This window comes from Methylobacterium organophilum, from assembly GCF_022179465.1.
Taxonomy (GTDB): Bacteria; Pseudomonadota; Alphaproteobacteria; order Rhizobiales; family Beijerinckiaceae; genus Methylobacterium; species Methylobacterium organophilum.
On record NZ_BPQV01000009.1, the window covers coordinates 119,168 to 134,146 of the forward strand.

General features: G+C 67.8%; 13 protein-coding genes. All 13 read right to left on the reverse strand.

Translation table 11 applies throughout. The features are described from left to right. Positions 1-3 precede the first annotated feature (3 nt). The 13 genes from nuoN to MFF21_RS15750 all read right to left on the reverse strand — a co-directional run bounded on the left by nuoN (position 4) and on the right by MFF21_RS15750 (position 14,960). Positions 4-1,443, reverse strand: a complete 1,440-nt coding sequence (gene nuoN / locus MFF21_RS15690; RefSeq protein ID WP_238312176.1) for an NADH-quinone oxidoreductase subunit NuoN — start codon at positions 1,441-1,443, stop codon at positions 4-6. Then, positions 1,440-3,011 (reverse strand): NADH-quinone oxidoreductase subunit M, encoded by a 1,572-nt coding sequence (locus tag MFF21_RS15695; protein ID WP_238312178.1) that lies wholly within the window; start codon positions 3,009-3,011, stop codon positions 1,440-1,442. Before MFF21_RS15695 ends, nuoN begins: the two co-directional genes overlap by 4 nt. Then, positions 3,011-5,098 carry an NADH-quinone oxidoreductase subunit L gene (nuoL, locus tag MFF21_RS15700; RefSeq protein WP_238312179.1) on the reverse strand — a complete coding sequence of 696 codons (2,088 nt, stop codon included), beginning with the start codon at positions 5,096-5,098 and terminating at the stop codon, positions 3,011-3,013. The genes MFF21_RS15695 and nuoL overlap by 1 nt, the downstream gene beginning before the upstream one ends. Positions 5,099-5,153: 55 nt before the next feature. Continuing rightward, on the reverse strand, positions 5,154-5,459 hold the full coding sequence (gene nuoK, locus MFF21_RS15705) for an NADH-quinone oxidoreductase subunit NuoK (protein WP_238312181.1): 306 nt from the start codon (positions 5,457-5,459) through the stop codon (positions 5,154-5,156). Between the two features lie 24 nt (positions 5,460-5,483). Further along, the gene (locus tag MFF21_RS15710; RefSeq protein WP_238312183.1) at positions 5,484-6,104 is read right to left on the reverse strand and encodes an NADH-quinone oxidoreductase subunit J; all 621 of its coding nucleotides are present in this window, start codon (positions 6,102-6,104) and stop codon (positions 5,484-5,486) included. A 133-nt stretch (positions 6,105-6,237) separates the two neighbouring features. Then, on the reverse strand, positions 6,238-6,726 hold the full coding sequence (nuoI, locus tag MFF21_RS15715) for an NADH-quinone oxidoreductase subunit NuoI (protein ID WP_238312185.1): 489 nt from the start codon (positions 6,724-6,726) through the stop codon (positions 6,238-6,240). 25 nt (positions 6,727-6,751) lie between these two features. Further along, positions 6,752-7,774 carry an NADH-quinone oxidoreductase subunit NuoH gene (gene nuoH / locus MFF21_RS15720; protein ID WP_238312187.1) on the reverse strand — a complete coding sequence of 341 codons (1,023 nt, stop codon included), beginning with the start codon at positions 7,772-7,774 and terminating at the stop codon, positions 6,752-6,754. A 14-nt stretch (positions 7,775-7,788) separates the two neighbouring features. Beyond that, positions 7,789-9,870, reverse strand: coding sequence for an NADH-quinone oxidoreductase subunit NuoG (gene nuoG / locus MFF21_RS15725; protein WP_238312188.1), 2,082 nt, complete (start codon positions 9,868-9,870; stop codon positions 7,789-7,791). 34 nt (positions 9,871-9,904) lie between these two features. Further along, entirely contained in the window at positions 9,905-11,206 is a 1,302-nt protein-coding gene (nuoF, locus tag MFF21_RS15730) for an NADH-quinone oxidoreductase subunit NuoF (protein WP_238312190.1), read from the reverse strand. A 10-nt stretch (positions 11,207-11,216) separates the two neighbouring features. Continuing rightward, entirely contained in the window at positions 11,217-12,485 is a 1,269-nt protein-coding gene (nuoE, locus tag MFF21_RS15735; protein WP_238312191.1) for an NADH-quinone oxidoreductase subunit NuoE, read from the reverse strand. An 18-nt stretch (positions 12,486-12,503) separates the two neighbouring features. Then, positions 12,504-13,694: an NADH-quinone oxidoreductase subunit D gene (locus MFF21_RS15740; RefSeq protein WP_238312193.1), complete on the reverse strand. Its 1,191-nt coding sequence runs from the start codon at positions 13,692-13,694 to the stop codon at positions 12,504-12,506. A gap of 11 nt (positions 13,695-13,705) precedes the next feature. After that, positions 13,706-14,368 carry an NADH-quinone oxidoreductase subunit C gene (locus tag MFF21_RS15745; RefSeq protein WP_238312195.1) on the reverse strand — a complete coding sequence of 221 codons (663 nt, stop codon included), beginning with the start codon at positions 14,366-14,368 and terminating at the stop codon, positions 13,706-13,708. A gap of 4 nt (positions 14,369-14,372) precedes the next feature. Beyond that, positions 14,373-14,960 (reverse strand): NuoB/complex I 20 kDa subunit family protein, encoded by a 588-nt coding sequence (locus MFF21_RS15750; protein ID WP_238312197.1) that lies wholly within the window; start codon positions 14,958-14,960, stop codon positions 14,373-14,375. Between the last annotated feature and the right edge of the window lie 19 nt (positions 14,961-14,979).

Sequence of the window (14,979 nt, forward strand, 5' to 3'; positions counted from 1 at the left end):
CTCTCAGAACAGGGACTTGGCCGCCTCGCCGGCTGCCGCCACGAGGGGCGCCGGGGCGAGGAAGAACAGCAGCACCACCGCACTCGACACGCCGAGCACGATGCGCAGGCCCGGCGCCATCGGCTCGTAGGGCGCGCGGGCATCGTCGAAATACATCACCTTGACGAGGCGCAGGTAGTAGAAGGCGCCGACCACGCTGGTGACGACGCCGATCACGGCCAGCGTCACGAGCCCTTCCTTGATGGCGGCGGCGAAGACGTAGAACTTCGCGAAGAAGCCGGCCAGGGGCGGGATGCCGGCCAGCGAGAACATCATCGCGGCGAGGCAGAAGGCCAGGACGGGATGCGTCCGCGACAGGCCGGACAGGTCGTCGATCGTCTCGTACATCCGGTCCTGGCGGCGCAGGCTCAGGAGCACCGCGAAGGCGCCGAGCGTCATCGCCAGGTAGATGATCATGTAGATGATGACGCCGCGTACGCCCTCCTCGGTGCCGGCGGCCAGCCCGATCAGGGCGTAGCCGACATTGCCGATGGAGGAATAGGCCATCAGGCGCTTGATGTTGCGCTGGCCGATGGCGGCGAAGGAGCCGAGCGCCATCGAGGCGATCGCCACGAACACGATGATCTGCTGCCAGATCGCCGTCACGTCCGGGAAGGCGCCGATGAAGACGCGCACGGTCATCGCCATGGCCGCCATCTTCGGGGCGGAGGCGAAGAAGGCGGTCACCGGGGTCGGCGAGCCCTCGTAAACGTCCGGCGTCCACATGTGGAACGGCACGGCGGCGAGCTTGAAGGCGACGCCGGCCGCCACGAACACGATGCCGAGCACGATGCCGAAGCTGGTGGCGCCGTGCAGGGCCGTCACGATGCCCGGGAAGGAGACGGTGCCGGTGAAGCCGTAGACCAGCGACGCGCCGTAGAGCAGCATGCCGGAGGAGAGCGCGCCGAGCACGAAGTACTTCAGGCCGGCTTCCGTCGACTTCACGTCGTCGCGGTGGAAGGCGGCGATGACGTAGGCGGCGAGCGACTGCAGCTCCAGGCCGAGATAGAGCGCGATCAGGTCGTTGGCCGAGGCCATCACCATCATGCCGATGGTGCAGAGCACGACCAGCAGCGGGTACTCGAACCGGTCGATCCGCTCGCGCTGGAAATAGTCGCGCGAGAGCAGGATGGTGGCGGCCGAGCCGATCAGGATCAGGGCCTTCATCACCCGGGCGAAGTTGTCGGCGATGAAGGCGCCGTTCAGCGTCGTCACCTTGCCCTGCTGGGTCACCACCAGGAAGAAGGTGAAGATCAGGAAGGCGAGCGCGCCGAGATTGACCCCTTCCGAGGATTTCTCGCCGCGCCAGGCGCCGTAGAGCACCAGCAGCAGGGCGCCGATGCTGAGCACGATCTCCGGCAGGACCGGGAGGATCGAGGGCATCACGGAATGGATGTTGCTCATCGGGCGGCGACCTCGGACGCGGCGTCGGCCAGCTTGGGCTTCTCCGCCGTCTTGAGCTTCAGCGTCTCGGCCTCGGCGGCCTGCGTGTTGGCGAGCGCGGCGCGCATGTTCTGCATCAGCTGGTCCGTCGACGGGGCGAAGGTGTCGAGGACCGGCGCGGGATGGACGCCGTACCAGATCGTCAGGGCGACGAGGGGGGCGATGATCAGCTTCTCGCGGGTGTCCAGATCGAGAATGCCCTGGAGGCTCGGCTTCTCGAGCTTGCCGTAGATCACCCGGGCGTAGAGCCAGAGGGCGTAGGCCGCCGAGAGGATGATGCCAAAGACCGAGAAGAAGGCCACGGTCGGGTTCGTCCGGAAGGCGCCCATCATGGCCAGGAACTCGCCGACGAAGCCGGAGGTGCCGGGCAGGCCGACATTGGCCATGGTGAAGACCATCATCGCCGCCGCGTAGAGCGGCATCCGCTTCACCAGGCCGCCATAGGCCGCGATCTCGCGGGTGTGCATGCGGTCGTAGACCACGCCGACGCAGAGGAAGAGCGCGCCCGAGACGATGCCGTGGGAGATCATCAGGAACAGGGCGCCCTGGATGCCCTGCTCGTTCAGCGTGAACAGGCCGAGCGTCACGAAGCCCATATGCGCCACGGAGGAATAGGCGATCAGCTTCTTGATGTCGGTCTGCATCATCGCGGTGAGCGAGGTGAAGATGATCGCGATCACCGAGAGGGCGAAGACGAGGGGCGCGAAGGACTGGCTCGCATCCGGCAGCATCGGCAGCGAGATCCGGATGAAGCCGTAGCCGCCCATCTTCAGGAGGATGCCCGCCAGGATCACCGAGCCGGCGGTGGGCGCCTCGACGTGGGCGTCCGGCAGCCAGGTATGGACCGGCCACATCGGCATCTTCACCGCGAAGGAGGCGAAGAAGGCGAGCCAGAGCCAGGTCTGCATGCCCACCGGGAAGCGGTGCGCGAGCAGGGTCGGGATGTCGGTCGTGCCGGCCTCCCAGTACATCGCCATGATGGCGAGCAGCATCAGCACCGAGCCGAGCAGGGTGTACAGGAAGAACTTGAAGCTCGCGTAGATCCGGCGCTTGCCGCCCCAGATGCCGATGATGAGGAACATCGGGATCAGTCCGGCCTCGAAGAACAGGTAGAACAGCACCAGGTCGAGGGCGCAGAACACGCCGATCATCGTCGTCTCGAGGACGAGGAAGGCGACGAAGTACTCCTTCACGCGGCTCTCGACCGAGAGCCACGAGGCGCCGATGCAGAACGGCATCAGGAAGGTGGTCAGCAGGATCAGCGGCATCGAGAAGCCATCGACGCCGAGCTTGAACTTGATCGTCTCGGCGAGCCAGCCATGGGTCTCGACGAGCTGGAAGCTCGGGCTCGCCACGTCGTAGCGCGCCCAGGCGACCAGGGAGAGCAGGAAGGTGACCACCGTGGTGATCAGCGCTGCCCAGCGGGCGTTGCGCTTCACGCCCTCGGTCTCGTCGCCGAGGGTCAGGATGAAGGCCGCACCGACGAGCGGAACGATCAGCAGGCCCGAGAGGATGCCGAGACCGAGCATCAATGCGCCCCCCCGGCCGCGCCGGTCACGAGATACCAGGTGATCAGCCCCGCGACGCCGATCAGCATCACGAAGGCGTAGTGATAGACGTAGCCGGTCTGGAGCCGGACCACGCCGCGGGTCACGTCGACCACGCGCGCGGCGATGCCGTTCGGGCCGAGGCCGTCGATGATGCGGCCGTCGCCCTCCTTCCAGAGGAACAGGCCGAAATTCTTGGCCGGGCGGACGAAGACCCGGTCGTAGATCTCGTCGAAGTACCACTTGTTGAGCAGGAAGCGGTACAGGACCGGCTGGGACTCGGCGAGCCGGTGCGGCATGTCAGGTCGGCGGATATACATCCAGAAGGCGAGCAGGAAGCCGGCCACCAGCATCACGAAGGGCGAGAGCGAGACCCAGCGGGGCGCCTCGTGGATCGCGTGCATGATGTGGTTCTCGGGGCCGTGCGCCAGGGCATGGCCCCAGAAGGCCTCCATGTCGTGCCCGATGAAGCGCTCCTTGAACACGAGGCCCGCGAGCAGCGCGCCGACCGCCAGGATCGCCAGCGGGATCGTCATCACCAGCGGGCTCTCGTGCGGCGTGTGGACGTGGTCGTGATGCTCGATCGCGCTGTGCGAGGCGGGCTCCACGTCGTGGCCGTGATCGTCGTGGGCGACGCCCTCGTGGTGGCCGGGGGCTCCGTCGGCCCCATGCGCCGAAGCGTCATGGGCGTGAGCATCGTGGCCGTGGGCGCCGTGCGCCGCCCAGCGGGCCGGGCCCTCGAAGGTCAGGAAGAACAGGCGCCAGGAATAGAAGGAGGTCATGAAGGCCGCCACCACCGTCGCCAGGAAGGCGAGCACGTGGCCCGGGCGGTCGGACATGTAGGCCGCCTCGATGATCGCGTCCTTCGAGTAGTAGCCGGCGGTGAAGGGGAAGCCGATCAGCGCGAGGGTGCCGATCGTCATCATCGCCGTGGTGAAGGGGATGTAGCGGCGCAGGGCCCCCATGTTCCGCATGTCCTGCTCGTGGTGCATCGCATGGATGACCGAGCCGGCCCCGAGGAACAGCAGCGCCTTGAAGAAGGCGTGGGTGAAGAGGTGGAACACGCCCGCGGCATAGGCGCCGACGCCCAGCGCCACGAACATGTAGCCGAGCTGCGAGCAGGTCGAGTAGGCGATGACCCGCTTAATGTCGTTCTGCACGAGGCCGACGGTCGCCGCGAAGAAGGCGGTGATGCCGCCGATGATCGTGACCACCGAAAGCGCGGTCGGCGCCAGCTCGAAGACCGGCGACAGGCGGGCGACCATGAACACGCCCGCGGTCACCATGGTGGCGGCGTGGATGAGGGCGGAGACCGGGGTCGGGCCCTCCATCGCGTCCGGCAGCCAGGTGTGCAGCAGGAACTGCGCCGACTTGCCCATGGCGCCCATGAAGAGCAGCAGGCAGGCGAGCGTCAGGGCGTGCCAGTCATGGCCCAGGAAGTGGAAATGCGCGTCCTTCAGCTCGGGCAGCTTGGCGAAGATGCCGTCGAAGGCGACCGAGCCGGTGAGCACGAAGACGAGGAAGATGCCCAGCGAGAAGCCGAAATCGCCGACGCGGTTGACGATGAAGGCCTTCATCGCCGCGGCATTGGCCGAGGGCTTCTCGTACCAGAAGCCGATCAGCAGGTAGGATGCGAGGCCGACGCCCTCCCAGCCGAAGAACATCTGCACGAGGTTGTCGGAGGTCACCAGCATCAGCATCGCGAAGGTGAACAGCGACAGGTAGGCGAAGAAGCGCGGCCGGTGCGGATCCTCGTGCATGTAGCCGATGGAATAGAGGTGCACGAGCGTCGAGACCGAGGTGACGACGATCAGCATCACCGCGGTCAGCGTGTCGGCCTTGAAGGCCCAGTCGACCACGAGGTCGCCGGCGGAGAACCACTGCGCCACCTGCACCCGCTCGGCATGCCCCTCTCCGGTCACCAGGAAGAAGGCGCCCCAGGCGATCAGGCAGGCGAAGGCCAGGCAGCCCGTCGTCACGTACTCGCTGATCCGGGCGCCGATGACGCGGCCGAACAGGCCGGCGACGAGGGCGCCGATCAGGGGGAAGAAGACGATCGCGTGGTACATGTCGGGCAGAAGCCTCGCAGAAGGCGGAAGGAAAGGGCGGCGGCGCTCGGCGCGGTCACCCCTTCATCATGCTCACGTCCTCGACGGCGATAGAGCCGCGGTTGCGGAAGAACACCACCAAGATGGCGAGCCCGATGGCGGCCTCGGCGGCGGCGACGGTCAGCACGAACAGAGCGAAGACCTGCCCGGTGATGTCGCCGAGATGGGTCGAGAAGGCCACGAGGTTGATGTTCACGGCGAGCAGGATCAGCTCGACCGACATCAGGATCACGATGACGTTCTTGCGGTTGATGAAGATCCCGAGCACCCCGAGGGTGAACAGGATCGCGGCGACCGTCAGGTAGTGGCTCAGGCCGATCATGACGAAGACTCCTGCCTAGCCTGTTCAGACCTCGACGCCCTGGCGCGAGGGCACCTTGACGTTGGTCACGGCCATGCCCTGCGTGCGGGCGTTCTGGACGGCGATGTTCTGGCGCTTCACGCCCGGGCGGTCCCTCAGCGTCAGCACGATCGCGCCGATCATCGCCACCAGCAGGACGAGGCCGGCGATCTGGAAGAAGTAGACGTAGTCCGTGTAGAGGACGCGCCCGAGCTCCTGGGCGTTGGTCAGGCCCTCGGCACCGGCGGCGCGGCCGAGGGGCGCCTGCACGAGGCCGGGATCGATCGTCCAGGATCCGACGACGAGGATGAGCTCGATGGCGAAGACCGCGCCGATCAGCGCGCCGATCGGCAGGTAGCGCTGGAAGCCCTGGCGAAGCGCGGCAAAATCCACGTCGAGCATCATCACGACGAAGAGGAACAGCACCGCCACGGCGCCGACATAGACGACCACCAGGATCATCGCCAGGAACTCGGCGCCCATCAGCACGAACAGGCCGGCCGCGTTCACGAAGGCGAGGATCAGGAACAGAACGGACGTGACCGGGTTCCTCGCCGAGATGACCATGAAGGCCGAGGCGAGGGCGACGCCCGCGAAGAGGTAGAAGAAGGCGGCGGCTGCGGTCATGCGGTCTTCAGCGTAGCCGCCCTGCGAGAGCGGCTCCTCCTGCCTTGAGAGACTCGGTCGAACCGCGGCGGGCGGCCCGTCTATAAAACCCGGTCCTGCGGCGCACAACCGGCGCGCCGCCCGGTCCGGAGCGTCAGCGATACGGCGCGTCGATCGCGATGTTGCGGGCGATCTCGCGCTCCCAGCGGTCGCCGTTCGCGAGCAGCTTCTGCTTGTCGTAGAGCAGCTCTTCCCGGGTCTCGACGGAGAACTCGAAGTTCGGCCCCTCGACGATGGCGTCCACCGGGCAGGCCTCCTGGCACATGCCGCAATAGATGCACTTCACCATGTCGATGTCGTAGCGGGTGGTGCGCCGCGTGCCGTCGTTGCGGCGCGGCCCCGCCTCGATGGTGATGGCCTGGGCCGGGCAGATCGCCTCGCAGAGCTTGCAGGCGATGCAGCGTTCCTCGCCGTTGGGATAACGCCGCAGGGCGTGCTCCCCGCGGAAGCGGGGGCCGCGATGGCCCATCTCGAACGGGTAGTTGATGGTGGCCTTGGGCTTGAAGAAGTACTTCATGGCGAGGACGAACCCCGACACGAACTCCTTGAGCAGAAGGCTGCGTGCGACCTGATCGAGCTTCACGGCGCGATCTCCGATGCGGTTGCGGTCAGGCCCCCGGCGCGAGGCCGGTGAGCTTGAGGACGAAGGCGACGACGACGACCGAGATCAGCGAGAGGGGAAGGAACACCTTCCAGCCGAGCCGCATGAGCTGGTCGTAGCGGTAGCGGGGCACCATGGCCTTCACCATGGCGATCATGAAGAACAGGAAGCTCGCCTTGAGCGCGAACCAGATCACGCCGGGCACCCAGGTGAAGGGCGCGAAGGGAATCGGCGAGAGCCAGCCGCCCAGGAACAGCACCGTGCCGAGCGCGCACATGGTCATGATCGCCACGTACTCGCCGAGCATGAAGAGCAGGTACGGGGTCGAGGAATACTCGACCATGTAGCCGGCCACGAGCTCGGATTCCGCTTCCGGCAGGTCGAAGGGCGGCCGGTTCGTCTCGGCCAGCGCCGAGATGAAGAACACCACGAACATCGGGAACAGCCACAGCCAGTACCAGCCGAGGATGCCGAGCGAGGTGTCCTGCGCCATCACGATGCGCGACAGGTTGAGCGAGCCGGCGCAGAGCAGCACGCAGATGATCACGAAGCCGAGGGAGACCTCGTAGGAGATCATCTGCGCGGCCGAGCGCAGGGCGCCGAGGAAGGCGTATTTCGAGTTCGAAGCCCAGCCGCCCATGATGACGCCGTAGACGCCGAGCGACGAGATCGCGAAGATGTAGGTGATGCCGACATTGATGTCGGCGATGGCCCAGTTCTCCGCGAGCGGGATCACCGCCCAGGAGGAGAGCGCCAGCGTTGCGAAGACGAGGGGGGCCAGCAGGTAGATCGCCTTGTTGGCGCCCGCCGGGATCACCGGCTCCTTGATCACGAACTTGATCAGGTCCGCGAAGGACTGGAACAGGCCGAAGGGGCCGACTACGTTCGGGCCGCGGCGCAACTGCACCGCCGCCCAGATCTTGCGGTCGGCGAGCAGGGCATAGGCGATGAAGACCAGCAGCGCCGAGAGCAGAACCAGGCTCTTGAGCGCCACCAGCAGCACGGTGCCGATCATCTCGAGGGGCGTCATGGGCGTCTAGCTCCTCACTCGGCCGCTTCGAGCGCCCGCCCGCGGGCGAGGTTCGAGCATTCCGCGAGCACCCGCGAGGCGCGGGCGATCGGGTTCGACAGGTAGAAGTCGCTGATCGGCGAGACGAACCCGTCCCGGGCCGGGCTGCCGCCGAGGCCGCTCAGGGTCTCGACGGTGGCGGCGACGTCGCCGCCCTGGACCGCGTTGAGCGCGGCGAAGACCGGATATTCCGCGTAGAGCGCCCGGCGCAGGGCGGCGAGGGAATCGTAGGGCAGCGTGTGGCCGAGCCGCTCGGACAGGGCGCGCAGGATCGCCCAGTCCTCGCGGGCATCGCCCGGCGGGAAGCCGGCGCGTCCGGTCATCTGCACTCGGCCCTCCAGATTCACGAAGGTGGCGCTCTTCTCGGTGTAGGTGGCGCCGGGCAGGATCACGTCGGCGCGCATGGCGCCGAGATCGCCGTGGGTGCCCTGGTAGATCACGAAGGCGCCGGGCTCGATCGCCCGCTCGTCGGCGCCGAGGTTGAACACCACGTCGAGGGCGCCCGCCGCGCAGATGCCGGCGAAGTCGAGGCCCCCCTCCCCCGGCACGAAGCCGAGATCGAGGGCGCCGGCGCGGGCCGCGGCGGTCGGCAGCACGCCGAAGCCGTTCCAGTCCGGGGTGACCGCGCCGATCGCCTTGGCATAGGCCGCCGCCGCCGCGAGCACCGCGGCGCCGTCGGGCCGGGCGACCGCGCCGGTGCCGACGATGACGAGGGGCCGCTCGGCCTTCTCCAGCACCGCGTGGAAGCTGTGCTGACCCGCGGCGAGGTCGGCCAGGGTCTCGGGGCCGGCGCCGAGATAGGTGTGAGGATAGGTGAGGTCCACGTCCTCGCCGATCAGCCCGACCGCGAGGGGCGCCATCCGCCAGCGCTTGCGGATGCGGACATTGAGGAGCGAGGCCTCGAGGCGGGGATTGGTGCCGACGAGCAGGATCGCGTCCGCCTGCTCGATGCCGGGGATCGTCACGGGCAGGGTGTAGGCGGCCCGGCCCCAGGCAGGATCGATCGCCTCGCCGGCCTGGCGGCTGTCGCGGTTCGTCACGCCCAGCGCGGTCATGAGCTGCTTGAGCGCGAAGATCTCCTCGACGCCGGCGAGGTCGCCGACGAGCGCGCCGATGCGGCTCGGATCCGTGCCCTTCACCTTGGCGGCGATGGCCGCGAAGGCCTCGCCCCAGGAGGCGGGGCGCAGGCGGCCGTTCTCACGCAGGAAGGGCCGGTCGAGGCGCTGAAGCCGCAGGCCGTCCACGACCTGCCGCGTCTTGTCGGAGATCCACTCCTCGTTGATGTCCTCGTTCAGCCGCGGGTTGATCTGCATGACCTCGCGGCCGCGGGCATCCACCCGGATCGCGGAGCCGACCGCGTCCATCACGTCGATCGACTCGGTCTTGTGCAGTTCCCAGGGGCGCACGTTGTAGCTCTGGGGCTTGGGCACGAGGGCGCCCACGGGGCAGAGATCGGCCACGTTGCCCTGCAGCTCCGAGCCCATGGCCTGCTCGAGATAGGAGGTGATCTCCATGTCCTCGCCGCGGCCGATGGCGCCGAGATCCGGCACGCCGGCCACCTCCGCCAGGAAGCGCACGCAGCGGGTGCAGTGGATGCAGCGGTTCATCGCCGTCCGCACCAGCGGGCCGATATACTTCTCCTCGACCGCCCGCTTGTTCTCCTTGTAGCGGGTCGAGTCGACGCCGTAGGCCATCGCCTGATCCTGCAGGTCGCAATGGCCGCCCTGGTCGCAGATCGGGCAATCGAGCGGGTGGTTGATGAGCAGGAACTCCATCACCCCCTCGCGCGCCTTCTTGGTGAGCCCGGAGCGGGTCAGCACCTCGGGCGGCTCGCCGTTCGGGCCGGGGCGGCAATCCTTCACCGCGTAGGCGCAGGAGGCCACGGGCTTCGGGGCGCCCTTCAGCTCCACCAGGCACATGCGGCAATTGCCGGCGATGGACAGCCGCTCGTGGAAGCAGAAGCGCGGGATCTCCGCACCCGCGATCTCGCAGGCCTGGAGCAGGGTGTAGTCGGCCGGGACATCGACCTCGGTGCCGTCGACGAGGATCTTGGTCATCGGGTCATCTCGAAGGTGAGCTGCGGCACGGCGATCACTCCGCCGCCATCGGCACCGCATCGGAATGCGGGTTGGCGCTGTAGCGGTCGATGCGCTTCTCGATCTCGGGGCGGAAATGCCGGATCAGGCCCTGGATCGGCCAGGCCGCGGCGTCGCCGAGGGCGCAGATCGTGTGGCCCTCGACCTGCTTGGTGACTTCGAGCAGCATGTCGATCTCGCGCTTCTGGGCGCGGCCCTCGGCCATGCGGGTGAGCACGCGCCACATCCAGCCGGTGCCCTCGCGGCAGGGGGTGCACTGCCCGCAGCTCTCGTGCTTGTAGAAGTACGAGATGCGCGCGATCGCCGAGACGATGTCGGTCGACTTGTCGAGGACGATCACCGCCGCGGTGCCCAGGCCCGAGCCGAGATTGCGCAGGGTGTCGAAATCCATCTTGGCGTCGATGATCTGCTCGGCCGGCACCAGCGGCACCGAGGAGCCGCCGGGGATCGAGCAGAGCAGGTTGTCCCAGCCGCCGCGCATGCCGCCGCAATGCTTGTCGATCAGCTCGCGGAAGGTGATTCCGAGCTCTTCCTCGACGTTGCAGGGCTTGTTGACGTGGCCCGACACGCAGAACAGCTTCGTGCCGGTGTTGTTCTTGCCGCCGAGGCCCGCGAACCAGGCGCCGCCCCGGCGCAGGATGGTGCCGGCCACCGCGATCGACTCGACGTTGTTCACCGTCGTGGGGCAGCCGTAGAGGCCCATATTGGCCGGGAACGGCGGCTTCAGCCGCGGCATCCCCTTCTTGCCCTCGAGGCTCTCAATGAGCGCCGTCTCCTCGCCGCAGATATAGGCGCCGGCGCCGTGATGGACGTAGATGTCGAAGGGATAGTCGTGGACGTTGGACTGGCCGACGAGCCGGGCCGCATAGGCCTCGTCCACCGCCCGCTGCAGAGCGAATTTTTCCGCCACGTACTCGCCGCGGATGTAGATGTAGCAGGCATGCGCGCCCATGGCGAAGCAGGCCAGCATGCAGCCCTCGATCAGGAGATGCGGGTCGTGCCGCATGATCTCCCGGTCCTTGCAGGTGCCCGGCTCCGACTCGTCGGCATTGACGACGAGGTAATGCGGGCGCCCGTCGGACTTCTTGGGCATGAAGGACCATTTCAGGCCCGTGGGGAAGCCGGCGCCGCCGCGGCCGCGCAGGCCCGAAGCCTTCATCTCGTCGATGATCCAGTCCCGGCCCATGTCGAGCAGGAACTTGGTGCCGTCCCAGGCGCCGCGCTTCTTCGCGGCGTCGAGATCCGGCGAATGCAGGCCGTAGAGGTTGGTGAAGATGCGATCCTGATCGGAGAGCATGCCGTCCTCCTCAACCCCTGGTGCCGGCGAGGCCGCGGGCCTGGCCGACCCAATCCTCGCGGTCGATCCGCCCCGGGAACGCCAGATAGGCGCCGACCCAGGCGACCTCCTGCGGGGACCAGGCGGCGACCTGGTCATAATGCCAGATGCCGAGATCGTTGAGCCGGCGCTGGTTCACCGGGCCGATCCCCTTGATCTTGGTCAGGTCGTCCGGCCGGTCGTCCCGGGCGGCGGGCAGGCCCTGCGGGCGGGTGCCGGCCGCGTCGGCACGGGCCTCCGGGTTCTCGGCCTCGGGCACGGCATCGTCCGCGCCGCTGGCGATGGGCTGGGCCGGCGGCTCGGTGCGCAGCACCTTGTCCTCGGCGACCGCGCGCTCCTCCTCGGCGATCTCCGCCTTCGGAGCCTCGCCCGCCGGAGCGGCATGGGCCTGCGAGGTCTTGGGCTCGGCGGCATCCGCCTCGTCCGAGGGCTTCACCGGCGTCTCGCCGGAGGCGGCGCGCTGAGCCGGGGCGTCGACCTTGCCCTGCTCGGTCGGCCGTCCGGCCGAGGGATGCGCGGGCTTGGCCTCGGTGGCCGCGCGCTGCTCGGTGGAGGCCGCCTCGTCGGAGGTCTCCTTGTCCTTGCCGGCCTCCTCGAAGCGCTTGCGCCAGGCGCCGATCCGGGAGCCGTCGAACAGACCCGGATCGGTCAGGGTGTTGACGGCGCCCATCGGCTCGGAGGCCTTGCGGCCGTTCTGCGGGCCGATCTTGACGGGGCGGCCCGCGGCGAGGTCGTCGAGGAGCGCGTTCAGGCTCTCCGGCGTCAGGTCCTCGTAATAGTCCTGGTTGATCTGCACCATCGGCGCGTTGCAGCAGGCGCCGAGGCACTCGACCTCGATCCAGGAGAAATTGCCGTCGGCGGAGACATGGCCGGGCGGTCCCAGCCGCTCGTGCAGCGCCTTCTTCAGCCCCTTCGCGCCGCAGACGTCGCAGGGGACGGTGCCGCAGAGCTGGATCCAGAACCGGCCGACCGGCTCGAGGGCGAACATCGTGTAGAAGGTCGCCACCTCCAGCACGCGGATATGCGGCATGCCGAGCTGGTCGGCGACCGCCTCGATCGCCTTCTGCGGCAGCCAGCCGCCATTCTGCTCCTGCGCCTTCCACAGGAGGGAGATCACCGCCGAGGCCTGACGCCCCTCGGGATATTTCTCGATCTGGCCGCGGGCCCACTCGGCGTTCTCGGGCGTGAACGCGAAGCTGGTCGGCTGCTCGGCGGCAGGTGCAAGTCTGCGGTTCGCCATGACGTCCGACTCGTCTCCTCAGCGGTCCACTTCGCCGAACACGATGTCGAGCGTGCCGAGCACGCAGGACACGTCGGCGAGCAGGTGGCCGCGGCACATCCAGTCCATCGCCTGTAGATGGGCGAAGCCGGGCGCGCGGATCTTGCAGCGATAGGGTTTGTTGGTGCCGTCCGAGACCAGGTAGACGCCGAACTCGCCCTTGGGGGCCTCGACCGCGGCGTAGACATCGCCGGCGGGCACGTGGAAGCCCTCGGTGTAGAGCTTGAAGTGGTGGATGAGCGCTTCCATCGAGCGCTTCATCTCCCGGCGCGGCGGCGGCGCGAACTTGCCGTCCGTCGAGGCGATCGGCCCCTGGCCGGCGGGCTCGCGCAGCTTGGCCACGCATTGCTTCATGATGCGCACGGACTGGCGCATCTCTTCCATCCGGATCACCTGGCGATCGTAGGTATCGCCGTTCTTTCCGACGGGGACGTCGAACTCCATCTCCTCGTAGGCCTCGTAGGGCTGCGCCTTGCGCAGGTCCCACGGGATGCCGGAGCCGCGCACCATCACGCCCGAGAAGCCCCAGGCGAGGGCCTCGTCCTGCGTGACGATGCCGATATCGACGTTGCGCTGCTTGAAGATGCGGTTGGCCATGACGAGGTCGTCGAGGTCGTCCACCACCTTCAGGAAGGGGTCGCAGAAGGCCTCGATGTCGTCGATCAGCGCGGGCGGCAGGTCCTGGTGGACGCCGCCGGGGCGGAAGTAATTGGCGTGGAGGCGGGCGCCGGAGGCTCGCTCGTAGAAGATCATCAGCTTCTCGCGCTCCTCGAAGCCCCAGAGGGGCGGCGTGAGCGCGCCGACATCCATCGCCTGCGTCGTCACGTTGAGGAGGTGGGAGAGGAGACGCCCGATCTCGCAGAACAGCGTGCGGATCAGCTGCGCCCGCCGCGGCACCGGGATGCCGGCAAGCCGCTCGACCGCGAGGCAGAAGGCATGCTCCTGGTTCATCGGCGCGACGTAGTCGAGCCGGTCGAAATACGGCGTGGCCTGCAGGTAGGTCTTGTGCTCGATCAGCTTCTCGGTGCCGCGATGGAGCAGCCCGATATGCGGATCGACCCGCTCCACCACCTCGCCGTCGAGCTCCAGAACGAGACGGAGCACGCCATGCGCCGCCGGGTGTTGCGGCCCGAAATTGATCGAGAAGTTGCGGATGTTGTGTTCGGACATGCCCGCAGCCTTCAGCTCGACTTCTTCTCGTCCCCCGGAAGCACGTAATCCGTGCCTTCCCACGGGGAGAGGAAGTCGAAGTTCCGGAATTCCTGGGTGAGCTTCACCGGCTCGTAGACGACGCGCGCCGCGTCCTGGTCGTAGCGGACCTCGACGAAGCCGGTGAGCGGGAAGTCCTTGCGGAGCGGGTGCCCCTCGAACCCGTAATCGGTGAGCATCCGGCGCAGATCCGGATGACCCGAGAACAGGATCCCGTAGAGGTCGTAGGTCTCGCGCTCGAACCAGTTGGCGGCGGGAAAGACCGAGATCACGGACGGGACCGGGGTGTTCTCGTCGGTCTGCACCTTCACCCGGATGCGCAGGTTATGGCGCAGGGAGAGCAGGTGATAGACGACGTCGAAGCGCCGCTCGCGCTCGGGATAGTCGACCCCGCAGATGTCGATGAAGCTGCGGAAGGCGCAGGCCGGGTCGTCGCGCAGATAGGTGAGCGCGTAGACGATGTCGGAGCTCTGGATGCCCAGGGTCAGCTCGCCATAGGCGACCTTCCACTCGGTCACGGCCGGCCCGAGGGCGCCGGCGATGCGCTCGCCGAGCGCCTTGAGGGCTTCGTCGCCCTGCGGCACCGCGATGGTGGAGCGCAGGGTGATGCCGTTGGTGGTGATGGCGTCGGTCATGCGCTCACCGCTCGATCGTGCCGGTGCGGCGGATCTTCCGCTGCAGCAGGAGCACGCCGTAGAGCAGCGCCTCCGCGGTCGGCGGGCAGCCCGGCACGTAGATGTCCACCGGGACGACCCGGTCGCAGCCGCGCACCACCGAATAGGAGTAGTGGTAGTAGCCGCCGCCATTGGCGCAGGAGCCCATGGAGATGACGTAGCGCGGCTCCGGCATCTGATCGTAGACCTTGCGAAGGGCCGGGGCCATCTTGTTGGTCAGCGTCCCGGCCACGATCATCACGTCCGACTGGCGGGGCGAGCCGCGGGGGGCGAAGCCGAAGCGCTCGCAATCGTAGCGCGGCATCGACATCTGCATCATCTCGACGGCGCAGCAGGCGAGGCCGAAGGTCATCCACATCAGCGAGCCGGTGCGGGCCCAGTTGATGAGATCGTCCGTCGTCGTCAGCAGGAAGCCGCGGTCGGCGAGTTCGCTGTTGATCGACAGGAAGGTCGGATCGTTCGCCCCGAACGGAAGACCGGTGGCGGGATCGAGGATGCCCTTCGGCTGGGGGGCGACCTCGGGCGTCCGGGAAAGCGCGGTGTTCAGAGCCATCCGAGCCTCGGTGAATAAT